22 protein-coding genes are annotated in these 24,019 nt (G+C 54.8%); 14 read left to right on the forward strand and 8 right to left on the reverse strand.

Features of this window, described 5'->3' with window-relative positions; translation table 11 throughout:
- The first annotated feature begins 97 nt into the window (after nt 1-97).
- The 5 genes from HF984_RS08010 to HF984_RS08030 all read left to right on the forward strand — a co-directional run bounded on the left by HF984_RS08010 (nt 98) and on the right by HF984_RS08030 (nt 6,590).
- A complete protein-coding gene (locus HF984_RS08010; protein ID WP_168615158.1) occupies nt 98-1,483 on the forward strand; it encodes an MFS transporter in 1,386 nt (461 codons plus the stop codon).
- A gap of 239 nt (nt 1,484-1,722) precedes the next feature.
- A complete protein-coding gene (locus tag HF984_RS08015; RefSeq protein WP_168615159.1) occupies nt 1,723-2,523 on the forward strand; it encodes an MIP/aquaporin family protein in 801 nt (266 codons plus the stop codon).
- A 126-nt stretch (nt 2,524-2,649) separates the two neighbouring features.
- Nucleotides 2,650-4,206 carry a glycerol kinase GlpK gene (gene glpK, locus HF984_RS08020; RefSeq protein ID WP_168615160.1) on the forward strand — a complete coding sequence of 519 codons (1,557 nt, stop codon included), beginning with the start codon at nt 2,650-2,652 and terminating at the stop codon, nt 4,204-4,206.
- A gap of 88 nt (nt 4,207-4,294) precedes the next feature.
- Entirely contained in the window at nt 4,295-6,040 is a 1,746-nt protein-coding gene (locus HF984_RS08025) for an ABC-ATPase domain-containing protein (RefSeq protein ID WP_168615161.1), read from the forward strand.
- 193 nt (nt 6,041-6,233) lie between these two features.
- Complete coding sequence (locus HF984_RS08030) at nt 6,234-6,590, forward strand: DUF2231 domain-containing protein (RefSeq protein ID WP_168615162.1); 357 nt, start codon at nt 6,234-6,236, stop codon at nt 6,588-6,590.
- A gap of 186 nt (nt 6,591-6,776) precedes the next feature.
- On the opposite strand, the gene HF984_RS08035 is transcribed toward HF984_RS08030, so the two are convergent.
- On the reverse strand, nt 6,777-7,055 hold the full coding sequence (locus HF984_RS08035; RefSeq protein WP_168615163.1) for a hypothetical protein: 279 nt from the start codon (nt 7,053-7,055) through the stop codon (nt 6,777-6,779).
- A gap of 114 nt (nt 7,056-7,169) precedes the next feature.
- Between HF984_RS08035 and HF984_RS08040 the strand changes: the two genes are divergently transcribed.
- Genes HF984_RS08040 through HF984_RS08050 form a run of 3 tightly spaced genes read left to right on the forward strand, consistent with a single transcriptional unit; the run spans nt 7,170 to nt 9,238 of the window.
- Entirely contained in the window at nt 7,170-7,790 is a 621-nt protein-coding gene (locus HF984_RS08040) for a methylated-DNA--[protein]-cysteine S-methyltransferase (protein WP_247596551.1), read from the forward strand.
- A 13-nt stretch (nt 7,791-7,803) separates the two neighbouring features.
- Complete coding sequence (locus tag HF984_RS08045; RefSeq protein ID WP_168615164.1) at nt 7,804-8,559, forward strand: alpha-ketoglutarate-dependent dioxygenase AlkB family protein; 756 nt, start codon at nt 7,804-7,806, stop codon at nt 8,557-8,559.
- A 13-nt stretch (nt 8,560-8,572) separates the two neighbouring features.
- Nucleotides 8,573-9,238: a DNA-3-methyladenine glycosylase I gene (locus HF984_RS08050; RefSeq protein WP_168615165.1), complete on the forward strand. Its 666-nt coding sequence runs from the start codon at nt 8,573-8,575 to the stop codon at nt 9,236-9,238.
- Nucleotides 9,239-9,286: 48 nt separating this feature from the next.
- On the opposite strand, the gene HF984_RS08055 is transcribed toward HF984_RS08050, so the two are convergent.
- A complete protein-coding gene (locus tag HF984_RS08055; protein ID WP_168615166.1) occupies nt 9,287-9,661 on the reverse strand; it encodes a DUF1304 domain-containing protein in 375 nt (124 codons plus the stop codon).
- Between the two features lie 211 nt (nt 9,662-9,872).
- Here HF984_RS08055 and HF984_RS08060 point away from each other — a divergent pair, with 211 nt between their 5' ends.
- The gene (locus tag HF984_RS08060) at nt 9,873-10,238 is read left to right on the forward strand and encodes a hypothetical protein (protein WP_168615167.1); all 366 of its coding nucleotides are present in this window, start codon (nt 9,873-9,875) and stop codon (nt 10,236-10,238) included.
- A 146-nt stretch (nt 10,239-10,384) separates the two neighbouring features.
- Here the strand turns inward: HF984_RS08060 and hutH are convergent, their stop codons facing one another.
- From hutH to hutU, 4 genes are read right to left on the reverse strand one after another with little or no spacing between them, the layout of a single operon-like run.
- Nucleotides 10,385-11,935, reverse strand: a complete 1,551-nt coding sequence (hutH, locus tag HF984_RS08065) for a histidine ammonia-lyase (protein ID WP_168615168.1) — start codon at nt 11,933-11,935, stop codon at nt 10,385-10,387.
- Nucleotides 11,936-11,964: 29 nt separating this feature from the next.
- Nucleotides 11,965-12,966, reverse strand: a complete 1,002-nt coding sequence (hutG, locus tag HF984_RS08070; RefSeq protein WP_168615169.1) for a formimidoylglutamase — start codon at nt 12,964-12,966, stop codon at nt 11,965-11,967.
- Complete coding sequence (hutI, locus tag HF984_RS08075) at nt 12,963-14,147, reverse strand: imidazolonepropionase (RefSeq protein WP_168615170.1); 1,185 nt, start codon at nt 14,145-14,147, stop codon at nt 12,963-12,965. The genes hutG and hutI overlap by 4 nt, the downstream gene beginning before the upstream one ends.
- Before the next feature lie 2 nt (nt 14,148-14,149).
- Nucleotides 14,150-15,814 (reverse strand): urocanate hydratase, encoded by a 1,665-nt coding sequence (hutU, locus tag HF984_RS08080; RefSeq protein ID WP_168615171.1) that lies wholly within the window; start codon nt 15,812-15,814, stop codon nt 14,150-14,152.
- 164 nt (nt 15,815-15,978) lie between these two features.
- Here hutU and hutC point away from each other — a divergent pair, with 164 nt between their 5' ends.
- From hutC to HF984_RS08095, 3 genes are all read left to right on the forward strand, one after another.
- A complete protein-coding gene (gene hutC, locus HF984_RS08085; RefSeq protein ID WP_210729660.1) occupies nt 15,979-16,725 on the forward strand; it encodes a histidine utilization transcriptional repressor HutC in 747 nt (248 codons plus the stop codon).
- Nucleotides 16,726-17,148: 423 nt separating this feature from the next.
- Nucleotides 17,149-19,113, forward strand: coding sequence for a beta-glucoside-specific PTS transporter subunit IIABC (locus tag HF984_RS08090; RefSeq protein ID WP_168615173.1), 1,965 nt, complete (start codon nt 17,149-17,151; stop codon nt 19,111-19,113).
- Nucleotides 19,114-19,306: 193 nt separating this feature from the next.
- On the forward strand, nt 19,307-20,722 hold the full coding sequence (locus HF984_RS08095) for an aldehyde dehydrogenase family protein (RefSeq protein ID WP_168615174.1): 1,416 nt from the start codon (nt 19,307-19,309) through the stop codon (nt 20,720-20,722).
- A 72-nt stretch (nt 20,723-20,794) separates the two neighbouring features.
- Here HF984_RS08095 and HF984_RS08100 read toward each other — a convergent pair whose 3' ends face one another.
- Nucleotides 20,795-22,087, reverse strand: coding sequence for a cytochrome P450 (locus HF984_RS08100; protein ID WP_168615175.1), 1,293 nt, complete (start codon nt 22,085-22,087; stop codon nt 20,795-20,797).
- Nucleotides 22,088-22,349: 262 nt separating this feature from the next.
- Between HF984_RS08100 and HF984_RS08105 the strand changes: the two genes are divergently transcribed.
- Both HF984_RS08105 and HF984_RS11565 read left to right on the forward strand, forming a co-directional pair.
- The gene (locus HF984_RS08105; protein WP_247596553.1) at nt 22,350-23,030 is read left to right on the forward strand and encodes a CAT RNA binding domain-containing protein; all 681 of its coding nucleotides are present in this window, start codon (nt 22,350-22,352) and stop codon (nt 23,028-23,030) included.
- On the forward strand, nt 22,988-23,212 hold the full coding sequence (locus HF984_RS11565) for a PRD domain-containing protein (protein ID WP_343947732.1): 225 nt from the start codon (nt 22,988-22,990) through the stop codon (nt 23,210-23,212). The genes HF984_RS08105 and HF984_RS11565 overlap by 43 nt, the downstream gene beginning before the upstream one ends.
- A 16-nt stretch (nt 23,213-23,228) precedes the next feature.
- Here HF984_RS11565 and HF984_RS08110 read toward each other — a convergent pair whose 3' ends face one another.
- On the reverse strand, nt 23,229-23,873 hold the full coding sequence (locus tag HF984_RS08110; protein WP_168615176.1) for an SAM-dependent methyltransferase: 645 nt from the start codon (nt 23,871-23,873) through the stop codon (nt 23,229-23,231).
- Nucleotides 23,874-24,019: the final 146 nt, after the last annotated feature.

Genomic DNA, 24,019 nt, shown 5'->3' on the forward strand with positions numbered 1-24,019 from the left:
CAGATTCGCACAGGGGTATCACCTACGGTGAATACCCCGCGCATCGGTACAACGCCGTGCCGTGCGAAACACACCTTTCACAGTTCAAGGACGAACTATGTCAGAGCATAAATCCTCTCTCGGATTTCTTACAGCGCCACCTGCTGCACCTCGCGTCCAAGAGTCACGGGTAGCTTCACTGTACAAAAAGTACCGTGCGAGCGCTTTTCTGGGAATCTTCATTGGTTACGCGGGTTTTTATCTGATTCGCAATAACGTTTCGCTGGTTTCAGCGGTCCTTAAAGAACACGACGTTCTCACGCCCGTAGGCATCGGCATTGTGGCAAATGCTGTGCTGTTTTCTTACGGTCTGTCGAAGTTCTTCATGGCGATGCTGTCAGACCGCTCCAATGCGCGATACTTCATGCCGTTGGGTCTGGCTCTTTCTGCCATCGTCAATCTATTAATTGCTTTTGTTCCAGCGCTTTCAGCAACCGTCACGCTTTTTGCGATCATGATGTTCATCAACGGCTGGTTCCAGGGAATGGGCTGGCCGCCGTCAGGGCGCGTGCTGGTGCACTGGTTCTCCACCAAAGAACGCGGTTGGATGACTTCCATTTGGAACTGCGCACACAATGTCGGTGGCGCCGCAGTAGGTATTATCGCCGCGTGGGCACTGCAGAATTTTGCAACCAGTGAAGCTGACTGGCGTCCTGCTTTTTGGGCTCCTGCTCTCGTTGCGTTGTTTGTTGCGCTGATTGCTTTCCTCATGATTCGTGACCGCCCCGAAGCCATGGGTCTACCGACTATCGAGGAATACCGTAACGATCCGGCAAAAATTGAAGTCGCTGAAAACGACGCCAGCTGGAAGGACATGCTGTTCAAGCACGTTCTGACCAACCGCGTCATTTTGCTTCTTGCCGTCACTAACGTGTTTGTATATACCCTGCGCTACGGTGTTCTGAACTGGATTCCGATTTACCTCACCGACCAGATTCACGGCACCAACGTCAAAGACGGCATTCTTGGCTTTGCCATCTATGAGCTCGCTGGCATTGTGGGCACGCTTTTGTGTGGCTGGCTCTCCGACAAGGTTTTCAAAGGTTGGCGTTCCGGAGCAGGTCTTGTTTTCTTGGCAGGTGTTGGCATTGCGCTTGCTATCTACTGGTGGTTGCCGTCCACGGCGCACATTGGTTGGTTCTACTTGCTGATTGCTATTATCGGTGGCCTGATTTACGGCCCGGTTATGCTCATTGGCTTGCAGGCTATTGACCTTTCGCCGCGCAATGTTGCAGGCACGGCAGCTGGCTTTACAGGTCTGTTTGGCTACCTGCTCGGCGCGTCTCTCGCGTCAACCGGCGTCGGCCTGTTGATTCAATACTTTGGCTGGAATGTCGCGTACGGATGCCTGCTGGGTGTGGTTGTTCTTGCGTTGATTCTCATGATGATCATTGGCAAAGAAGAACGTAAGCTCCTGGCAGCCTCTCGTTCGCACCAGCTCTAAGGATGCGTGTGCACCGGGGGTCGGAAAACGGCACTGACCACCGGTTTCATGTTTTGGAAATGTTTTCGCGGATTTAATGTCTCACGGCGTTGGATCAGCCCCTAGACTACTCATCAGTAGCAAAAACAATTTAAAAGCTAAGACGATTGCTTGAGAATTCGAGCCAACGTCTTTCACTGGAAATCTATACGGTTTCCACTGACTTGATGCACAAGGTTGTGCAGAAAGGACACCTACGTATGTCTCTTATGGCTCAGGCACCGATGCTTCTTGCCGACGGTGCGACTGCCCTGAAAACTGCTGAGGGTACGGCAACAACGTTAGGAGTTTTCTCCTCTGAGGTTTTGGGTACTGCGGTGCTCTTGCTGTTGGGTGCCGGTGTATGTGCAGCTGTTACTCTGCCTAAATCTGCAGCGCGCAATAATGAGTGGTTGTTGATTGCTTTTGGTTGGGCAATGGCTGTGTTCGCAGCTGTATATGTTTCTGCGCCCTCGGGTGCGCACCTTAATCCTGCGGTGACCATTGGTCTTTTTGTAGCGGGAAATGATTTCGCCCCCGGTGTAGCTCCCACCGTAGGCAACATGTTTGTCTACTTTGCCGGTGAATTCCTCGGTGCCTTTATCGGTGCGTGGCTAGCTTACCTGGCGTATAAGAAGCTCTTTGATGAAGCAGAGCCCGGCAGCACTCTCGGTGTATTCTCAACCGGCCCCGCTGTACGCTCTTACGGCTGGAACGTAGTTACCGAAGCTATCGCGACTTTTGTCCTCGTGGGATTTGTCGTGGCATCGGGTCTTACCCCCTCCGGTCTGGGTCCGCTCGGTGTATCGCTGGTGGTTCTCGCCATTGGTATCTCACTCGGTACCCCCACCGGTTACGCCATCAACCCTGCACGTGACCTTGCACCCCGCGTCGCTCACGCCCTCATGCCTATCAAGGGCAAGGGCTCATCAAACTGGGCATACGCGTGGGTACCGGTTGTTGGTCCTATCATTGGCGGAGTCCTGGCGGCGCTGATTGTCCCCGCGATGCTCGCTATCTAAATTTTTCGCGCGGACGCGGGCAGGTGACAATCAGCTAATGCCCAGCTTCCGCACCTACACTTATATAAACCCACCGGTTGAATTCAAACTTTGTTTTAACCGCACAACGATGTGAGGAGTCATCTCATGGCCGAGAAACTACCCGAACGCAAGAAGTACATCCTGTCCATCGACCAGGGCACTACCAGTTCCCGCGCTATCCTGTTCAACAAGAAGGGCGAGATTTGCTCGGTTGGTCAGATGGAACACAAGCAGATTTTCCCCAAGGCTGGCTGGGTTGAGCACGATCCCATGGAGATCTGGCGTAATATCCGCAAGGTCGTGGGTGAAGCGATGACCGCCCAGGAAATCAACCATCACGAAATCGCTGCTGTTGGCATCACCAACCAGCGCGAGACTGCTGTGGTGTGGGATAAGAACACCGGTGAACCCATCTACAACGCTATCGTCTGGCAGGACACCCGCACCCAGAAGATTTGCGATGAGCTCGGCGGAGAAGCCGGCGCGGGCAAGTATCAAGACATTACCGGCCTGAATCTTGCAACCTACTTCTCGGGCCCCAAAGTCAAGTGGATTCTCGATAACGTTGAAGGCGCCCGCGAAAAGGCTGAAGCAGGCGATCTGCTCTTCGGCAACACCGACACCTGGGTTGTTTGGAACCTCACCGGTGGCACCAACGGCGGTGTTCACGTCACCGACGTTACCAACGCATCACGCACCATGCTCATGAACATTCGCACCCTTCAGTGGGATGAAAAGATTGCAGCTGAGATGGGTATTCCCATGAGCATGCTGCCCGAGATTAAGTCTTCATCTGAAATCTACGGCAAGGGCCGCGAAAAGGGCTTGCTCAACGGCGTGCCGATTGCTGGCATCCTCGGCGATCAGCAGGCTGCTACCTTCGGTCAGGCATGTTTTGAAAAGGGCATGGCAAAGAACACCTACGGTACCGGTAACTTCATGTTGATGAATACCGGCACTGAACCCGTTATCTCTGACAACGGTTTGCTGACCACGGTTGCGTACAAACTGGGTGACGCTGACCCCGTCTACGCTTTGGAAGGCTCCGTTGCGGTCTCGGGTTCACTGATTCAGTGGTTGCGCGATAACTTGGGTATGCTCAAGGACGCTGCGGAGTCAGAGCAGCTGGCTACCAGCGTTGAAGATTCCGGTGGGGCGTACGTCGTTCCCGCTTTCTCGGGTCTGTTCGCACCGCACTGGCGTTCAGACGCCCGCGGCGTCATCGTTGGTTTGACTCGCTATGTCAACCGCGCACATATTGTGCGTGCAGCTCTTGAGTCCGTGGCATGGCAGAGCCGTGAAGTTCTCGATGCTATGAACGCTGATGCTGAGGCAGCCGGCGTTGGTGTGCAGCTGGGCGAACTCCGTGTAGACGGCGGTATGACCGCTAACGAGTTCCTCATGCAGTTCCAGGCTGACATTTTGGGTGTTGAAGTTGTTCGCCCCAAGGTTATTGAAACCACCGCTCTCGGCGCGGCCTACGCAGCAGGTATCGCTGTTGGCTTCTGGGATGGCGAGCAGGATGTGACCGACAACTGGGTTGAAGATAAGCGTTGGACGCCTCAGATGGACTCAGAAGAGGTCGAGCGTCAGTACCGCAACTGGAAGAAGGCAGTCTCAAAGACCCTCGACTGGGTTGATGATGACGTTGAGCAGCACTAATTTGTGATGCGCTGATATCGTACGAGTTCTCGCCGGGTGAAAGCTCCCGGCGAGAACTCTTTTGTTTTAAACCTGTAGGGTGGAGAACATGGCTACTTCATCTTCGTTGGCTCAACGTTTACGTTCACTCGATGGAAAATCCTACGGTGCTCTCAAATCTTTGACGGGCACGTATGAATTTGAGGGGTTTTCCCTTCACATCGATAGGGTGCAGTCTGACCCGTATGCGCCGCCATCGCGCATCCGCATCAGCGTGCCGATCAGCAAAACCAACCTGTCAGAAGATACTTTGAGCACCTATGAGCAGAAGGTGGCTGTTCGCGACTTCATCGCTCGCGATATTGCGGATGCTATTGCTCACGGCCCACGAGATTTTCGGTTTGTATCCCCCGGCCAAGAAATTTTGGAACGATCATCGGTTGTTATTGATGACAGCGAGGTTCAGATTCGTCTAACGTTCGGGTTTCCCGCTGCCGGACGACGCGTCAAAGGTGCTCTTGCCGCGCGGTTACTGGTGGATGATTTGCCCGACCTTGTGCGTTTTAGTGCCCTGGGTGAGGACCTCGATCGTGAGGCATTGGCTGAGCACGTTATCACCTACACCGATTTTTTATGGCTGCAGAATAGTCTCACACATGACGGTCTGATTGGTTTTGTTGCCAATGGCTCGGTGCTCGCACGCGCTAGCGGTGATTCTGACCGTCCGCTGGCGCAGGCAGTGCCCTTTGAGTCGCCGGAGTCTTTGCAGGTGGACCTTACTGCCCCTAGCGGTCGCGTCCTTAAAGGTATGGGAATTCGCAAGGGCATCACTCTCATTGTGGGCGGCGGCTACCACGGCAAATCCACCGTGTTAAAGGCTTTAGAACGCGGTGTCTATGCTCATGTTCCCGGCGATGGACGCGAGTTTGTTATCACCGCGGCCGATGCTATGGCGGTGCGCGCTGAAGACGGACGAGCTGTCACGGGCGTCAATATCGATCCGTTTATCTCAAACTTACCCGGTGGAATCGATACGAGTGATTTTTCAACGTCTAATGCATCGGGCTCAACATCGCAGGCGGCAAATGTTGCAGAAGCTTTGGAAATTGGAACATCGGCTCTGCTGATGGACGAGGATACCTCAGCGACTAACTTCATGATCCGCGACACCGCCATGAAAGAACTGGTGGCTCCGCGCTTTGAGCCTATTACCCCGTTTGTCGATCGGGTCAGGGCAATGTATGACGAGCTAGGCGTATCGACTGTGATTGTGATGGGCGGCTCCGGGGCATTCTTCTCGGAGGCTGACACTGTGATTGCCTTGAACGAATACGTTCCGCAGGACGTCACCGCTCGAGCCCACGAAATCGCTGCGAGCTATGCGCCGCCACGGCCAGTCAGCGATATCCACAGTGAAGGTGAGAAAATTTATACCGGTTTTCTCAGTGCCTCTGAGCAAAAAATGCTCAAGCAAGATCCTGCGCCTTACCGCGTTGCCCGCCCGGGTGCTCTAGGTACTCAACAGGCGCGTAAAGGCCCGCGAGCGCGAGGTTTGCATGAGGTTGAGATCGATAAGCAGAGCACCGAGCTGCGCTATGTGTCTCAGCTTGTTGATTCCTCGCAGACCCAGGCTATTGCACTTGCGTTGAAACAAGTGGATCAGCAACTGACTCCGACCACCAGCATTGCCAGTACCGCGCAGCTTGTGATTGCGCAGTTGCGCGCTAATGGGCTGGATGGTTTAACCGGTGGCGGCAAGAACTTTCGCGGTGACCTTGCGATGCCGCGCGCGTCCGAGCTGATGGCGACCATTAACAGGATGCGCAACCTGCGTGTGCAGACACCTACTGGCTGAGGAAAAGCTTAGCTATTTACCAGCTTAAGTTCAGCAAAACCCCAAGTCACGCCTAGCTTTGGCCGCTACTATACAACCCTCAGTTCCCAGGAAACTCATAAGCTACACAAAAAACGCACAGGTATTCTCAACGAGTAACACAGCGAATTAGACCTCAGCGGTCATTTTGGTTTTTGTTCTCAAGGGGAGTTTCATGCAGGTTTTGGGTTTACCGGCGCACCCGTTGGTTGTTCACTTTGGTGTTGTGCTGATGGTAGTTCTGGCTTTTGTAGGTATAGCACTTGCTGTCTCATCGCGTTTTAGCCGGTGGCTGGGCTGGGGTCTGCCGGTGCTGGCTGTGATCACAGGCGTGGCAGCTCTGCTGACGAAAGAAACCGGTGAAATGCTGGGTAAGACAGTCACCGACGTGAATTTTCACCAGCATGAAAAGTATGCGGATGCGGCTGTAGCTAGTACTGGCGTGCTTGTGATCGCGTGCCTGCTGTGGTGGGTGTTGAGCTCGCAGGCACACCGCGTTAGCGCTTTAGAATCGCTTACCGGCAAGCCTTAGGTATTTGCGGTTCTGCGCTTTGTTCTGATTATCGGTGCCCTAGCTGTTTTGGTCACCGGCGCACTGACCGGTCATACCGGCGCGGCTCTCACCTGGCAGCAGTAGCCTCTCAATAGCGCATCCTTGAAGTTAAGAGGCAGAAGGTGCAGATACGGCCTTGTATCTGCACCTTCTGTACCTGTGGCGTTATTTCTTTAGTTCTTCAAAACGTTCGATGGCAAAATCGTAAGCAGCTACAACATCAGCAATTTCAACGATGGGCGGCAGCAAACCTGCTTCTTGGTGCTCCAGTAAAAATTCAGCCAGGATGTACGCTGATTCTTGATCTTCACTCAGGATGCCTTCGGTGACGTCTTCTGCGCCGTTGAGATCAAGAATAGGTTTTGCAACACCGTAGTGTCCCATAAGCTGAGCCTGGTAGGTACCTTCATTTTCTTCGGTGATATCGATAATAAGGTCTGACAATTTTCGACTCCTCTTCAGGGAGTTTGCATCTTTTTCACCATACACCCGGGAGCACACACCGCTTGAAAATTTACTTAACAGATGCAACAAATATTTTCATGTCACAATATTGATATGGACGCACAACACACAGCAGACATGACCGACAGTTCTCAGCCGCTAGAATCTAACGACACCACAGTTGCCTCCGGCGCACCGCAGACAGACGCCGAGGGCACTGAGGCAACCACGGTACATGCTCTGTACGAATCTCCACTGGGCACGCTCTATCTAGCTGCCACAGGCACTGCATTGGTGGGCTCCTGGTTTCAAGGCCAAGCACACTTTCCCACCCCGCATGTGCTCGGAGACCGCGTCCAACTCAACGATTCTCCCATACTGCAACAGGCCGCTGAAGAACTGAGCGAGTACTTTGAAGGTAAACGCACCAGCTTTGACCTCCCCCTAGCCCCTGACGGCACTGACTTTCAGCTAGCTGTGTGGGAGACCCTAAAAGATATCCCCTACGGCTACACCACCACGTACGGGCACATCAGTAAAATCGTTGGCCCGGGAGCTCCTGCCCAAGCAGTAGGACAAGCCGTGGGCCACAATAAAATTTCAATCTTTGTCCCCTGCCACCGTGTGCTATCTGCAGACGGCAAACTGACCGGTTATGCAGCAGGCATCGACCGCAAGCAATACCTGCTCGATCTTGAAGCGCCGTCCGCCGAAGAAGAAGGTCGCCTGTTCTAATAAGAGCTCACTTATGTCTGATTCTCTTTTTACCGACAGCGATTTACCGCGCCAGGCACGCGAAATTTTACCGGGAGTTATTCACCTTCCCGGCTGGTTAGACGCGACTCAGCAGCTCTTTTTAGTCCGCCAGTTTCAGCTCTTTGCCCAGCGCGGCATCCCGCCGCACAGCCCCGATATTTTCGGCAAGAAAATGTCTGTTCAAATGACGTCCTTGGGCTGGCATTGGAGCAACTACGAATACACGCAGTCTGTACCTGAACTAGGCGGCGCCGCTCCCCTACCCGTCCCGGATTGGATTGTAAGGTTAGGACGCCGCGCGGTAGAGGACGCCTATGCCCGGCCAAATCTGCAGTGGCCGGTGGAGGAAACCGAACGCACGATACGTTGGGCGCGCTCCTACACCCCGGATATGGCGCTGGTGAACTATTACTCACCGCAGGCGTCCATGGGTATGCATCAGGACAAAGAAGAACGCTCCAGCGCCCCCATCGTTTCGCTATCCATAGGCGACACCGCCATTTTTAGGGCAGGAAACACAGAAACCAAAAACCACCCCTACATTGACCTTCGGCTGGCATCCGGCGATCTTGTTGTTTTCGGCGGCCCCAGCAGATTCATGTACCACGGGGTGCCCAAAATTCTTGCCGGGACAGCTCCCACCGACATCGGTTTGCACAGCGCAGGTCTTACCGAAGGTAGGTTTAACTTGACCCTGCGAGATACTGGATTAGCAGCGCTAGCAGCAGCCGGATTACCGCTGAAATAGCAGTGAGGAAGACATGACTGACCAACTCGTTCGCCCCGCATGGGCACAAGCAGATTCGCTATTGCAGCGCTACTATGACACCGAATGGGGCGTGCCGGTGACACACGAGAGAGGCGTCTTCGAACGGGTGTGCCTCGAAGGTTTTCAAGCAGGTTTATCGTGGCGCACCATTTTGGCCAAACGCGAAGCGTTCAGGGAGGTCTTTGCCCATTTCGACCCCGAGGCCGTAGCCCAATTCACCGAGGACGATATTGAGCGTCTTGCCCATGATTCCCGCATCATTAGGCATCGCGGAAAGATTCGTGCCGCCATCGCTAATGCGCAGGTAACTCTCGCGCTACGTGAGCGCGCAGCCGCAGGTGAGGCATCCTTGCAGGGCTTCACGGTAGATCGTGTTCGAACCAACGACGTTGAACCTGCCGGTACGCTCGACGTGGACGCAGGTCTCCCCGCCCTCATCTGGGGCTTCAGACCCGCCGCTACCCCGTGTCCTGCGTCCTTAGAAGAGATTCCAACGCAGGACGCGACGTCGGCAGCCCTTGCGCTAGAGCTAAAAAAGCAAGGGGTTAATTTCATTGGCCCCACCAGTGCCTACGCTCTGATGGAAGCCATTGGCCTGATTGATACGCACCTGGTAGATTCACACCGGCGCGGAATCTCAGGTATTTACCGCGATTAAGTCAGAAATCCCGCCGGCGATTACCTGAGAAAAGATACAGTGCTGTGCTTACGCAACTGCCAGCAGAAGGACGCCCAACAGCGGAGGTACAAGCTGAATCAGGGCAGGTTTACGCTTATCGGGTGAAGTCAAAAATAAGAAGATTCCTGCTACAGCCATTGAGCCAGCCCCGGCAAAGATGAGTGCCGGACCCCAGGATGCGCCGGCGACAGTTGCACCTGCTCCTACCGCAGCTACAAGTGCCAGCATCAGGTTATACAGCCCCTGATTTACTGCCATTTCTTTGGTGATAGCGGCACGTTCGGGGGTGCTACCAAAGACTTTCATGCCCTTGGGCTGGTCCCATAGAAAGGTCTCAAGAACCCAGATATAAATGTGAATCAAAATTGCGCCAGTAACAAAAACTAAAGATGCGATAAGCACGGCAGACCTTTCAGGGGCAAAGTAGTGTCGTTCAAATATACAGCTGAGTTCTTTACTGCACAGTGAGTAGAACTATTGTGTTAATTACTTTCCTCAGTTTTTAAACAGATAAGAGGTACTGCAAAGAATCTCTGCACATCTTTGGGAAAAGTTTACTGTCTGTCAGGATTATTAAAGAGTATCTTCATGGTATCGACGAGACGTAAGAAAAATGACTAAGCATCCAACTCCACCGGTGAATCCAGATAATTCTAAAGGTCAACTCGAAAAGCTAGTTGATGATACAACGGATCCTCAGGTTGATTACACCATTGTCACGTTCTTTGCCACGGGTATTATCAGCGCGCCTGTGCTTCTGTACTTTATATCTGCGCTTACAGAACACCACTTTGAGTTCAATTTCTATGACGCTAACTTTTGGGCGAGCCTCATCGGCTTTATCGTTTATCTTGCCGGTATAGCTTTTCTTGGTCGCAAGTTATCAAGTGAGAATTTCAACGGCGAATGGTCAATGTTTCTTATGCTGGTAGCGTTGACATTTACTCTTTTAGCTACTTCTGCGATGAAGTTCGAGTGAGGAAATTCAATTCCGAGTTTTATGGTCGTTGGCGGTCTTTTCGCTCAAATTTTCAAGATTTATCGCTGCATACGAAATTCCCGAGATACACACGGAAACTGTATGTATCTCGGGAACATCATATGTATCTGACGAAACCGCCTAGTCTAGTTGAGCTTGCCGGTTACGGACTGCGCCGCATCCAGAAGCTCGCCGTTTGCAACCATTTCTACTGTTGCCTCAATTTCAGGTGAGAGGAAGCGGTCGGTGCCCGGCCCCTGGACCTCTTGACGCAGGCGATCAATCACAGCGGCGGTCGCAGGTGCAGGCACCTGAGGTGCGCGCAGATCAATACCGCGGGCCGCGGTCAGAATCTCGATAGCGATGACGCGGGTCAGACCATCGATGGCGCGGCGTAGCTTGCGTGCAGCGCTCCAGCCCATGGATACGTGGTCTTCCTGCATTGCCGATGACGGAATGGAGTCAACGGATGCGGGGTTAGCCAGACGCTTCAGCTCAGAGACGATTGCTGCCTGGGTGTACTGGGCAATCATATGGCCGGAGTCTACGCCGGGATCATCTGCCAAGAAGGGAGGCAGGCCGCGGTTACGGGCGGTATCCAAGAAGCGGTCGGTGCGTCGTTCCGAGATGGATGCGGCGTCCGCCACTGCGATAGCGAGGAAGTCCAGCACGTATGCCACGGGTGCGCCGTGGAAGTTACCGTTGGATTCTACGCGACCGTCGAGAGTTACCACGGGGTTATCGACTGCCGATGCGAGTTCGCGCTGAGCGACGGTGCGGGCGTGAGCGATGGTATCGCGTACAGCGCCTGCTACCTGGGGTGCGCAACGCAGGGAGTAGGCATCCTGTACGTAGGTGCTGTGATTGCCTGAGTGGTGCTGAATAATGTCTGAGCCTTCGAGGACCTTGAGCATATTTGCTGCGGCATCTCCCTGGCCGGGGTGAGGACGCAGTTCGTGCAGGTCTGCAGAGAACACGCGGTCGGTGCCTACAAGACCTTCAACGCTCATTGCTGCGGCAACGTCTGCCAGCTTGGTCAGGCGGTCGAGGTCATCAAGTGCCATCACGAGCATGCCCAGCATACCGTCAGTACCGTTGATGAGGGCAAGACCTTCTTTTTCAGCCAGTTCTACAGGCTTAAGTCCGTACTTTTCCATGGCGTCTGCGGTTTCGTACAGTTCGCCGTTTTCATCGCGGACGTAGCCTTCGCCGATGATGGCAAGTGCACAGTGAGCCAGCGGTGCTAGGTCACCGGAGCAACCCAGTGAGCCGTATTCGTGCACTACCGGGGTGATACCGGCAGAGAGCATATCTGCGTAAGCCTGTGCAACTTCGGGGCGAACGCCGGTGCGTCCGGTCGCAAGGGTTGAAAGACGCAGAAACATGAGCGCGCGGATTACTTCGCGTTCAACCTCCGGGCCAGAGCCTGCAGCGTGCGAACGAATCAGACCGCGCTGCAGTGCGGTGCGCATCTCCAGCGGAATGTGCTTGGATGCGAGCGCGCCGAAACCGGTGGAGACACCGTAGACGGGCTTTTCGTGGTTAGCGAGTTCGCGGATGCGTTCTGCTGATTTTCCGATTTCTGCCAGTGCGTCTTCGCTGAGCTTTACTTCAGCGTTGTTGCGTGCGACGTTGATGACGTCTTCGAAGCTGACGGCGCCGATGCCGACAGTTACGGTGGGGCGTGAGGTAGTCATTGTTTTCCCTTCGCGAGATTTTGCTCAGTTTATGCTGAGAAAGGTTGGTGGTGAGTGAGGGCGGTGTGGGCTAGACGTGCCGCTGTTTTGGCGGTGCGTCCGTCGATGTCGAAGCTCGGGTTGAGTTCGGCGATGTCGAAGGCAATGAGTTTGCCGCTACGGGTGACCTGTTTGATGATGCTGTTGATGATTTCCAGTTGCACACCGTAGGCTGCTGGAGCGCTGACGCCGGGGGCGTTTGCTGCCGGTAGCACATCGAGATCAAGCGTCAGGTAGACGATATCAACGGATTCGATGAACCAGCGCACAAATGTTTCAATGTGTTCTTTATTCGAGACGGTGCATTCTTCATCGAGCAGGTATTTCACGCCGTACTCTTGGGCGGTGTCAAAGAGAACCTGGGTGTTGGATGCTTCTGAGATACCGATGACCGCGTATTTGGCGTTGGTGGCGTGAGCGCGTTCAGCATCCAGTGCCTGTTTGAAAGGTGTCCCTGAGGTGGGGCGATCAGCCTGGCGCAAATCAAAGTGGGCATCAAGGTTGAGGATGCCCACGGTACGTGGTTTGCCGTTGTGAGCGCGTAGCTTTGAACCGGCAACGCCGCTGTAGGTACCGAACGCTATTTCGTGGCCACCGCCGAGAACAACAGGCAGAGTTCCCGCGTCGATGGCAGTGGAAACGGCTTCAGCAAGTTTGCGGTGGCCGTCTTCAAGGTCGGTATCGACAACGATAGTGCCCGCATCTGCCAATGCAAGATCGGTGACGCGAGTGCTCTTGGGCGCCTTGGCTAAGGCAAGAGAACCCAATGCTGTACGTAGCGCATTGGGGCCAGTAGCTGCTCCGTCGCGTCCTGAGTTGCGGCGCACACCCTCATCGGATGAAAAACCGATGAATACGGCGTCGCACTCCCCCAAAGAAGTCTCGGCTAAAGGCTTCACGTTGGTGTGGATGCGGGCGTGTTCGGCACCATCGCCGTCCATGCGTCCGCTCCAAGCGGCGGCTGGTTGGTCAACACTGATGGAGGTGCTCATGCACTTCTCCTTTCATACAATGATGCGCCGTCACGCCACACACCGCTGATGAGGTCAACGCCGGGGCGGTAGGCCAGGTGCAGGTGGTTGGGCGCATCCAGGACAATAAAGTTGGCGCGTGCACCGACTGTCAAAGAGCCGATGTCGGTGCGCTGCAGTGCCGCGGCACCGCCGGCGGTAGCTGCCCATACGGCTTCATCCGGTGACATGTGAAGATCACGCACAGCAAGCGCAATGCAAAACGGAATGGACGTGGTGAAGCTAGTGCCCGGGTTGCAGTCCGCGCCCAAAGCCACGGTAGCCCCGGCGTCAATAAGACGACGCGCGTTAGGGTAATCGTTACGGGTTGAGAAATCAGCACCCGGCAAAACCGTAGCAACGGTTGAGCTGTTGGCGAGCGCATCCACGTCAGCATCGCTGAGGTAGACCACGTGGTCCACGGAGGCTGCCCCCAGTTCCACTGCAAGTTGCACACCGGCGCCATAGGTGAGCTGGTTACCGTGCACGCGCGGAATCAGACCGTGTTCCATTCCTGCTTTGAGGACAGTGCGGGACTCATCCTCGGTGAACGCGCCTTTTTCGCAGAACACGTCGATCCACTTGGCGTGCGGTGCGCATTCGGGAATCATACGGTCAACGACCATCTGCACGTATTCATCGTGCTTATCGGCATATTCAGGCGGGGCAACGTGAGCGGCAAGCAGAGTCGCCTCATCGCTACAGGATGATGCCACCTGGATGCCGGTCAGCTCAGACTCAGCAGACTGCCCATACCCTGTCTTGATTTCAACGGTGGTGCTTCCGGAACGAGCGTACTCGTCAAGGAGCTTACGCGCGTTGTTCTCAAGTTGTTCAGGTGATGCGGCACGGGTCTGCTCGATGGTGTAGCGAATACCGCCAGCTGAGTACTTGGTGCCTTCCATGCGCGCCGCGAAATCGTGTGAACGGTCGCCCGCAAAAATCAGGTGCGAATGCGACTCCACAAAGCCGGGCAAGACGGCGCGGTGATCCAAGTCAGTGCTGGAATCAGCATCGGGTGCCTGGGCAGCTTCCCCCACCCAGGCGATCCGACCATCTTCCACCACTACTGCCGCGTTATCGATAACGCCCGAGGCTCCTCGCTCGTGCGACGCATCGTTCGTCACGAGTGAGGAGATATTGGTGAAAAGATGAGAACTCAAATTTAGTCCTGTTCCTTCATGGGGATGCGAACGCCGCGTTCTTCTGCAACGTTTGCTGCGTGCTCGTAGCCTGCGTCCACGTGGCGGATAACGCCCATGCCGGGGTCGTTGGTGAGCACGCGCTCAAGCTTCTGCGCTGCCAGGTCGGTACCGTCAGCAATGCAGACCTGACCTGCGTGGATGGAGCGACCCATGCCAACGCCGCCACCGTGGTGGATTGAAACCCATGACGCGCCGGATGCGGTGTTAACCAGTGCGTTAAGTAGCGGCCAGTCAGCAACAGCGTCGGTGCCGTCCTTCATCGCCTCGGTCTCGCGGTAGGGTGATGCCACAGAACCTGAGTCAAGGTGGTCACGACCGATTGCGATGGGGGCTGAGATTTCGCCGTTTGCAACCATTTCGTTGAACTTCAGACCAGCCTTGTGGCGCTCGCCGTAGCCCAGCCAGCAGATGCGTGCGGGCAAGCCCTGGTATTCAACTTTTTCGCCTGCCATCTTGATCCAGCGTGCAAGGTGCTCGTTCTCGGGGAAGAGTTCGAGGATTGCACGGTCGGTTGCTTCGATGTCCTTGGGGTCGCCTGAGAGAGCTGCCCAGCGGAAGGGTCCAAGGCCTTCTTCGAACATGGGGCGGATGTAGGCGGGTACGAATCCGGGGAATTCGAAGGCGCGCTGGTAGCCTGCCTTGCGTGCTTCATCGCGGATTGAGTTGCCGTAGTCAAAGACTTCAGCGCCCTTATCCATAAAGCCGACCATTGCTTCTACGTGTGCCGCCATTGCTTCGCGTGAGCGCTTGGTGAACAGTTCGGGGTCGCGAGCTGCTTCTGCCTTCCATTCATCGAAGGTGACGTCGGTGGGCAGGTATGACAGCGGGTCGTGCGCGCTGGTCTGGTCGGTGACGATGTCGATGGGTGCGTCCTTGGCAAGAAGCTCGGGGAAGATTTCTGCTGCGTTACCAACGACGCCGATGGATAGCGGCTTCTTAGCGTCGCGAGCCTCTATTGCCAGCTCAAGGGCGTGGTCGAGGTTGTCTGCCTTGACGTCGAGGTAGCGGTGCTCGATGCGGCGGTCGATGCGAGATTCGTCGACATCCACGGCGATGACAACACCGTCGTTCATGGTAACTGCCAAAGGCTGTGCGCCGCCCATACCGCCGAGACCAGCGGTGAGGGTGATGGTGCCTGCGAGGGTTCCGTCAAAGCGCTTGCGAGCAACAGCGCCGAAGGTTTCATAGGTGCCTTGCAGGATGCCCTGGGTGCCGATGTAGATCCATGAGCCTGCGGTCATCTGACCGTACATCATCAGGCCTTCAGCTTCGAGCTTGCGGAAGTGCTCCCAGTTAGCCCAGTCGCCTACCAGGTTTGAGTTAGCGATCAGAACGCGAGGTGACCATTCGTGGGTGCGGAAAACACCAACGGGCTTACCTGACTGAACGAGCAGGGTTTCATCATTCTTCAGGGTCTTGAGGGTGTTGGTAATCGCGTCGAAGGCTTCCCAGCTACGAGCTGCTTTGCCGGTGCCACCGTAAACCACGAGGTTGTCGGGGTGTTCAGCGTTTGCCGGATCGAGGTTGTTCATGAGCATGCGCAGTGCGCCTTCTTGCTGCCAACCAAGAGTGTTGAGGTCGGTGCCGGTGGGCGCGTGTACTTCGCGGGGTTCGTGAGCAGTCATAGGTGAGACTCCTTGTGTTCTTGAATCGACGGTGATTCATGAAGTGACTTATTGACGAGTTTGTTTAGTTGTGGCGTACCTTGCAGGTAGAATTTCTAGGTACGTGGCACAGCTTACACGATTTATTGTCTTGTATATACAACCTATTGTCAATGGAGAAGCGCGTGACTAAAGACCAAGAACTTGCGGAGATGTTTACATCGCACGCGACTCTCAAGCTGCCCGCCTACAAACTGCTCAAAGACATCATTGCCTCACAAGTACGGTCAGGACGCTGGAGCGCCGGCGAAATTATCCCCAGCGAAAATGAGTTGGTGGCGGCTCTTGGCATCTCGCGCATGACAGTCAACCGCGCCATTCGCGAACTTACCGGCGAAGGGCTACTCACCCGCATCCAGGGCATCGGCACTTTTGTTTCAGACACCAAGTCAACCTCATCGCTCTTTGAGGTACGCAATATTGCCGATGAAGTCACTGAACGAGGCCACCAGCACAGTACCGATATTGTGCTCATGGGCGTGGAGTACCGCAAGGATAGCGTGCAGCACTTTGATATTGGATTCGGTGAAAGCGCCTTTCACTCCGTGCTGGTGCACTATGACAATGGACGCCCCATTCAGCTAGAGGATCGCTACGTCAACCGCGAGGCTATCCCCCAGTACATCGAGCAAGATTTCACGCAAACCACCCCGAATACGTACCTGACTGACAAGGCACCGCTCACACGCGGTGAGCATGTTGTAGAGGCGGTTCTACCCACCTCAGAGCAGGCCGAACTTTTGGGCATTAGCCCGGCTGATCCCTGCTTGCGACTGTCACGCAAAACGTGGTCGGGTACCACCCTAATCAGCGCGGCTGTGCTACTTCACCCCGGTAGCTCCAGCAGGCTCGAAGGCACATTCGGGGCATAGCCTCACCCTTTTCTCACAGGTGGGTACCAAAGCGTCCGGTCGAAATTTTGAGAGCGCTTTGAGACCTCTCTTGTGTGCCAGAACCTGAAATTTTGCGCCATACAGTAGACGGGCGTCACATAGTGTGATTATATAGACGCCATACGGTTAAAAACCGGCAATCCTAGGGTTGTTACTTAGGCAGTGATCTCACAAAATTCTGCGGAGTTTTGACGAAAACTGTACTGGAGGCAAGACCTAAGTGCTCTCGCATATTTGTGTACAGCACTTGGGTCTTTTTTGTTACCTGATGCCAGCGCACGCGCGTTGCACCGGCACGCAGAGGGAACGAAAAAGACTTGGAGTTGCTCGTTCTGCACCGCCTGTGGGTGGTGTTTGGCGTGCGCAACCCCGGGCTTGTCGGTCAGATACAAGGGAGATCCCGTGGCAACTAAAGTTGACTACGAAGCAACCGGCCAAGAGGTGCTACGCCTGGTCGGTGGCGAAGAAAACGTGAACTCACTCGTTCACTGCGCAACGCGTCTGCGTTTCAAGCTCAAGGATGAGTCCAAGGCGAACGATGCCGCTATCAAGGCGACCGAAGGCGTCGTTACCGTCATGAAATCTGGCGGTCAGTACCAAGTGGTTATTGGTAACGATGTACCGCGCGCCTACGCTGGCATCGTCAACAACTCGCGTTTAGGAAGCGACGCTGCAGACGACTCAGCCGAAGGTTCAAAGGGTAATCTGCTCAACCGCTTTATTGAACTGATTTCTTCAATCTTCTTGCCCATTTTGTGGACGCTTGCCGGTGCCGGTCTAATCAAAGCTTTCACTGCGCTGGCAGTTACTTTTGGTTTCAACGCCGAAAGTCAGGAATACATCATCCTGAACGCCATTGGTGACTCCATTATCAACTTCTTGCCCTTTGCCATCGCAATCACCTCGGCAAAGCGTTTCAAGGCTAACCAGTTCACCTCTTTGGCGCTGGCAGGCATTCTGCTCTACCCCACCATTATTGGTCTGCACACTGCTGGTGAGCCGGTTCATTTCTTCGGTATTCCGGTAGTGATGGTTTCATACGTTTCATCGGTTATCCCAATCATCCTGGCTGTTTGGGTACAGAGTATTCTTGAACGCTGGCTACAGCGTGCACTCCCCTCAGCTATCCGAAACTTCACCGTTCCCATGCTGGTTCTGCCCATTGTCGGCCTGGCAACCCTGATGGTCGTCGGCCCCATTACCACCTTTGCATCTAGCCTAATCGCATCCGGCATTACCTCAGTCTGGAACTTCGCACCGTGGCTAGCAGGCGGTATTCTCGCTGGCTCCTGGCAGGTACTAACCATCTTCGGTCTGCACTGGGGCCTGGTTCCTGTCATGCTCAATAACCTCACCACGCTCGGTCACGACGTTATGGCAGCAACCATCTTCGCTCCTGTGCTTGCTCAGGGTGCAGCTGCACTGGCAGTTATGCTCAAGACCAGCGACAAGAAACTCAAGCAGGTTGCAGGCCCCGCATCGCTCTCCGGCATTCTTGCAGGTATCACCGAACCCGCAATCTACGGCGTTAACCTGCCCCTGAAGAAGCCCTTTATCTTTGGCTGTGTGGGCGGTGCAATCGGTGGCGCACTGGCAGCAGCAGGCGGCGCGCAGACCAGCGCATTCGTCGTACCTTCAGGTCTGACTCTGCCCGTATTTATCGGTACCCCCGCAATGTTCATGGTCTTCCTCGGCGTAGCAGTGGCAATGATCTTTGCATTCATCATGACTTCCCTGTTCGGTGTGCCCAAGGTAGAAACCGAAACCGAGAACGCCTTTGTTGAAAAGCTCGACAACGGCGAAGACTCAGGTATTCCCGCCCAGACTGTTCCCGCCAATTCCAAGGTAGTTCCCGCCGACGCCGTAGTTGTACCCGCCGGAACCGTCATTCCCACCGCAATTACTGAAGAGAACACCACCGACCTCGTCGCGCCCGTCTCAGGTACCGCCATCGCCATGAAGGACGTCAATGACCCCGTCTTCGCATCCGGCGCAATGGGCAAGGGCATCGTGATTGTGCCGACTTCAAACCAGGTGGTCGCGCCCATCTCAGGCAAGATTGTCACCGCACTGGATTCCGGCCACGCCTACGGCATCCGCTCAGAAACCGGTGTTGAACTGCTCGTTCACGTCGGCATCGACACCGTGCAGCTAGAAGGCAAGCACTTTACCCGCCACGTTGGCAAGGGCGACACCGTACGCGCTGGCCAGCCACTGGTCGACGTTGACTTCCCAGCTGTAGCAGCCGAAGGCTACGATACCTCCGTTCTCACCATCGTCACCAACACCGGCAACTTCTCCGTTGTCGAACCCCGCGTTGACGAAAAACTAAACGTTGGCGACCTCGCCGTCATCATCGAACGCTAATACCTAAGGACGCGCCGCACAGCAAACGCCGTGGGGCGCGTCCTGGCTATCATCGCCCCGCTGGCAACAACGATGCGACTCTTTTTCAGGGACTGGAACCACCATTGAGCGCCGCAGTGAAGCTCAACGAGCGGTACCAGTCCCTGATTTCATGCCATGATTAAATAAAAACCAGCGCGCAAAGGAATTCTAAATGAGTACCGCTGATAAAGCCGCTATTGCCAGCATCGTCAATACAGCCCGGTCTGCCTTTAACACCGGCGTCAACTCGAGCCAAGAACAGCGCCGCACCCATTTGCTCGCGCTGCGACGTCTTGTGACAGAGAACGAGAACGCTCTACATGAGGCTCTACACGCCACCCTCCACAAAAACCAATTCGAGGCAGACTTCTCAGAACTCAACGTGCTCATCTCAGAGATCAACGCGGCGTTGCGCTCGCTGAGCAAGTGGATGAAGACTTCGCGAGTACGCACCGGTATGCCCGCTATGGGTGCGCAATTGCAGCCTGAGCCGCTGGGCACAGTGCTGATTATGGCTCCGTGGAACTACCCTGTTCAGCTGTTGCTTAATCCGCTGATTGGCGTACTGGCTGCAGGTAATACAGCAGTACTCAAACCGGCACCTGAGACAGCGCAGGTGGCGGCGCTACTGGGTGAGCTGATTCCTCGGTATTTTCCCGATGGCGCGGTCACTATTGCTACCGGCCCCGTTGAGGTGGCGACTGGGCTTCTGACCCATCGCTTTGATTTCATCGTTTTTACGGGGTCAGGCAAGACCGGCAAAATTATTCTTGAGGCAGCTGCCAAGCATCTAACCCCGGTTCTGTTGGAGCTTGGCGGTAAGTCACCTACGTGGGTGGATGCGCAGGCTGATTTGGAGGATGTTGCACAGCGCATTGCGTGGGCTAAGTTTTTGAACGCTAGCCAAACCTGTGTGGCACCGGATTATGTGATGACTCCCGCGGCAAATGTTGTCCCATTGAAAGATGCGATGGAAAAAGCGATCCGCCAAAGCTTTGGTGATGACCCGCAGACTGCCAAGAATTTTGGTCGCATTGTTTCAGAGAAACGTTTTGACCGCTTGGTGGAGTTGTTGGGCAGTGCCCCGCTTGAATATGAAGTGTCTTGCGATAAGAGTGACCGTTATATTCAGCCGACTGTTGTGGTACTGGATGAGTGGAATCAGGTTCTTGGTGAGGGCTCGAATCAGCCGTTGATGAGCGAGGAAATCTTCGGACCTGTTCTGCCGATTGTGCCTGTTGAGACGCCTGAGCGCGCTATTGAGATTATCAACGCGTGGGATAAACCGCTGGCGCTCTACACTTTTGGTGCTTCCCGGGAGACACAGCGATTGTTTGAGCAGAAAACGTCGTCTGGAGCAGTGGCACATAATGCTGCTTTGATTCAGGCAGGCTTGGGCGCACTCCCCTTCGGTGGTGTGGGTGCCTCAGGTATGGGGCGCTACCACGGCAAATTCTCGTTCGACACGTTCTCGCATCACAAACCGGTGGTCAAGGTTTCCCCGCGCATCAATCCGCTGAAGGTTATGGATGCGAACAGCCCCAAGTGGCTGACGGACGCGATCACGAAGTTCCAGCGGAGGGGCTAGGTGAGACTAAACTGACGAAAAACGCGCCGCCCACCATTGACGGTGGGCGGCGCGTCCTTACGTCGCTAAAAACTAGGCCTTAACGCTCACTCGCACGCCGGTTGACGGGCGGGTCAGCACGCTAGTCCACGAGAAGGTAGTGTCGGCGGGGTCGTCTGAGATTTCAACCTTTTCGTCGCTCAAAGCAGCAACGGTTGCTGACAGTGCCGCAATAGCGATTTTCTCGCCGGGGCAACGGTGGCCAGTCAGCACGTCCGCACCGCCCTGAGGCAAGAAACCCTTCACAGCTTCGTAATCCTCAACGCCCATCCAGCGTTCGGGATTAAACTCCGCAGGCTTCTCCCAAACGGACGGTGAGTTGTGCGTGCCCACAATGTCCATGAGAACGCGCTGGCCCTTGTGGATGGGGCAACCCGAAATCTCTGCATCCTCGATTGCAAAACCGGGCAGCATAGGCACGAAGGGGTATGCACGGCGAACTTCCTGCGCGAAAGCCACAGCCTCGGCAACGTTAATCAGGCGTCCGCCGTTGGCAACAACAGCCTCGCGAACCTTGAACGCCTCATCGGGGTTCTGCACCAACGCAACCGCCGCAAAAGCAGCAAAACGAGAGACAGCAACGGTAGGACGCGTCAAGTTCTGCAACTCAATGCCAGCAGTTTTAGCGGGTACAAGCTCACCGTTTTCATCGACCAACCGTGCAATGTGCGCCAGCACCGAATCCTGATCAACGGTCAAAGCACCCGAGCGAACATCGGTAATCAGCTTCTTTGCCCACTTATCGAGCTTGATGCGATCAACCTGCGCCAGCGCATTGTGCAAGGGCGAACCGAAGTTATCGAGCAGGTGGCTGTACAGTTCAGCGCGCTTTTGCAGTTCTCTATCGTTCATTGGGATGCCAGCCCAGCGGAAAGCCGCGCGACCGTAAGCGATAGCAACATCGTCGTAGACGTTGCCGGGTTTCTGCGCCCAACCGTCAATCACACGCTGAATTTCTTCTTCAACCAGAACTTTGAAGTTCTCTACGCGGTCATCATCGTACGCCATAGCGGCAAGCTGGGTTTTGCGAACCTTGTGCGCCTCACCATCGAGGGTATGCACCGCGCCTTTACCAAACAGGGCGTCGCTAATCGGGCCGGGCATCGCTCCCCCGCGCGCAATCTTTGACTCATCGTAGAAGAAATCAACTGCTTCTTCACCGCGAATAATGGTTGCAGGCTTACCCAGCAACGGGAAGGTGAAGGGCTGGTGCGATGCCGGGGCTACGCCAGCCTTGCGGCGCATCTCAGCAGCAAAGAGGTAGCCCTTAGTGATAAAGCGTTGAAAATTTTCTGTGGTTGGAATTTTTGAAAATGAAGTAGCCATACTTAAAAACTACTGACTGGTAGGTGTTACTAAGCAATATGACAACAGTGTGTCGATAAGAAATTTTGTTCCACTTTGATGTTGAACATCGAAACCGTAGGTAATCTACAAAGTCTCAAGTCAGCTGGCTGTCCGATGAATACCATGCATATTTGAGGACGCCCACCTCGCTCTTTGATGAAGAATCTACGGTTACCTTTCATTTAGACTTAAGACGGTTTTCGTTTTCTACGCCACAGTTTTCTCAATCGCTAGGAGTCTCATGCGCATCGTGCATATCTACAACAACAACGTTGTTCTTGCGCAGTCAGATTCTGGTGAGCAGGCTGTGGTTTTAGGGCGAGGTCTTGCCTTTGGTGCTAAGAAGGGGCAAGAGATTGACCCCGCAAAGATTGAGCAAACCTTCACGCCGCAGTCAGCTGATGATGACCATGTGAGCGCTCTGCTGTCTGAAATCCCGTCCGATGTTCTGCAGGTGGCAACAGAGCTAGAAATCTACGCCAAAGAACAGCTTGGTCTCAAGGCCGCTCACTCGATGGTGTTGCCCCTGGCAGATCACCTCAATTACGCGCTATCGCGAGCGCGTGACGGTGTTCAGGTGGATTATCCGCTGAGTATAGAGGTGACGCAACTGTACCCGCGTGAGTTTTCGTTCGGCAGGTACGCTTTGCAGCTCGTGAAAGAGCGCTTTGACGTGGCCCTTCCTGAAGAAGAGGCCACGCCGTTCGCGCTTCACCTGGTGAACACGCAGTTCTCCAACGAGGATTTGAGCAAGATTTATCGCATGACCGAGGTCTTTGCGCAAATCTTCAACGTGATTGCTTTTGCTTACGGTCATCCGCTGGATCAGACGCATATGTCGGTGGCTCGTTTTGTCTCACGCATCTTCGCTACCTTTTTGTGCGCGCTGAGCAGGGTAAGACTGTCGCTGGCGGTGATCTAGCTGCTCCTGCCATCCGTGAGGCGGTGCGCACCAGTTACCCGAAGGCTTACGAGTGCGCTCACCGCGTCAAAATGCTCTTGGAGCTACATCTGAATGTTGATCTTTCGGCGGATGAGCACACTTACCTGACTATTCACGTTGCGCGTCTTGCCAAGGATTCGTGGGACGAGGCATCCGCCTAAGCATCTCTTGCAACAACTATTTACGACGCACGATGACAACGGTATCCTCGAAAGTCATGATTTCGTCGTGCCCGTGATGCGTACCTTCACGCGTCCAAATCTCTGCAGTGGCAACGTCCCACAGTTCCGGATCGAGATTTAGGGCGGCTAAGTCAGTGTCTGGTTGAGGGAACATCGAGCGGTCAAAATTTGGTTCTTTGCCTGACGGCGGCGCGGTATGCGAGGTAATCAGCATGGTGCCGCCGGACGCTACCGCCTGGGTTGCGCGCTTGAGAATCTCATGACGTTCCAAAGCTACCGGCGATTGAAAGAAGGACGCGGTCACCAAGTCATACTGTTGTTCTGGCTGCCACTGGTGTAAGTCCTGGGCAAAGAAATGTGTGCGCTCAGACAGGCCAGCTTTTTCTGCCGCCGATTCAGCACGCGCCACTGCGGTGCGGGAAAGTTCAAGACCTGTCGCATCCCAGCCTAAAGATGCCAGCCAGAGAACATCGCCGCCTTCGCCAGCGCCCAGATCAAGCGCGGTACCGGGGGTTAGTTCCGATGCCACTTTTTCAAGTACAGCGTTCGCTTTGCCTGACCAGATGTTATCGCCGGTACCGTAGCGTCCTTCCCAGAATTCGGTGGGATCCATCGTGGGGTCTACATCGTGCATTGACATTTTCGTTCCCTATCGTTGAAAATCGTTCTCATTCATTCTGTCATTCAACCGTGCAGAGCAACTGAGCAGTAGCATTCGGTTCACCGACAGCGTCATAGCTACTGCACACAAAAATCGGGTAGGCACTTGAGAAAAGTACCTACCCG

The organism is Rothia terrae, assembly GCF_012396615.1.
GTDB lineage: Bacteria > Actinomycetota > Actinomycetes > Actinomycetales > Micrococcaceae > Rothia > Rothia terrae.

Excerpts from the sequence above, each read along its gene's own strand:
- HF984_RS08010 (WP_168615158.1), top strand. The coding sequence starts at position 98 with ATGTCAGAGCATAAATCCTCTCTCGGATTTCTTACAGCGCCACCTGCT.
- HF984_RS08015 (WP_168615159.1), top strand. The coding sequence starts at position 1,723 with ATGTCTCTTATGGCTCAGGCACCGATGCTTCTTGCCGACGGTGCGACT.
- glpK (WP_168615160.1), top strand. The coding sequence starts at position 2,650 with ATGGCCGAGAAACTACCCGAACGCAAGAAGTACATCCTGTCCATCGAC.
- HF984_RS08025 (WP_168615161.1), top strand. The coding sequence starts at position 4,295 with ATGGCTACTTCATCTTCGTTGGCTCAACGTTTACGTTCACTCGATGGA.
- HF984_RS08030 (WP_168615162.1), top strand. The coding sequence starts at position 6,234 with ATGCAGGTTTTGGGTTTACCGGCGCACCCGTTGGTTGTTCACTTTGGT.
- HF984_RS08040 (WP_247596551.1), top strand. The coding sequence starts at position 7,170 with ATGGACGCACAACACACAGCAGACATGACCGACAGTTCTCAGCCGCTA.
- HF984_RS08045 (WP_168615164.1), top strand. The coding sequence starts at position 7,804 with ATGTCTGATTCTCTTTTTACCGACAGCGATTTACCGCGCCAGGCACGC.
- HF984_RS08050 (WP_168615165.1), top strand. The coding sequence starts at position 8,573 with ATGACTGACCAACTCGTTCGCCCCGCATGGGCACAAGCAGATTCGCTA.
- HF984_RS08060 (WP_168615167.1), top strand. The coding sequence starts at position 9,873 with ATGACTAAGCATCCAACTCCACCGGTGAATCCAGATAATTCTAAAGGT.
- hutH (WP_168615168.1), bottom strand. The coding sequence starts at position 11,935 with ATGACTACCTCACGCCCCACCGTAACTGTCGGCATCGGCGCCGTCAGC.
- hutG (WP_168615169.1), bottom strand. The coding sequence starts at position 12,966 with ATGAGCACCTCCATCAGTGTTGACCAACCAGCCGCCGCTTGGAGCGGA.
- hutU (WP_168615171.1), bottom strand. The coding sequence starts at position 15,814 with ATGACTGCTCACGAACCCCGCGAAGTACACGCGCCCACCGGCACCGAC.
- HF984_RS08095 (WP_168615174.1), top strand. The coding sequence starts at position 19,307 with ATGAGTACCGCTGATAAAGCCGCTATTGCCAGCATCGTCAATACAGCC.
- HF984_RS08100 (WP_168615175.1), bottom strand. The coding sequence starts at position 22,087 with ATGGCTACTTCATTTTCAAAAATTCCAACCACAGAAAATTTTCAACGC.
- HF984_RS08105 (WP_247596553.1), top strand. The coding sequence starts at position 22,350 with ATGCGCATCGTGCATATCTACAACAACAACGTTGTTCTTGCGCAGTCA.
- HF984_RS08110 (WP_168615176.1), bottom strand. The coding sequence starts at position 23,873 with ATGTCAATGCACGATGTAGACCCCACGATGGATCCCACCGAATTCTGG.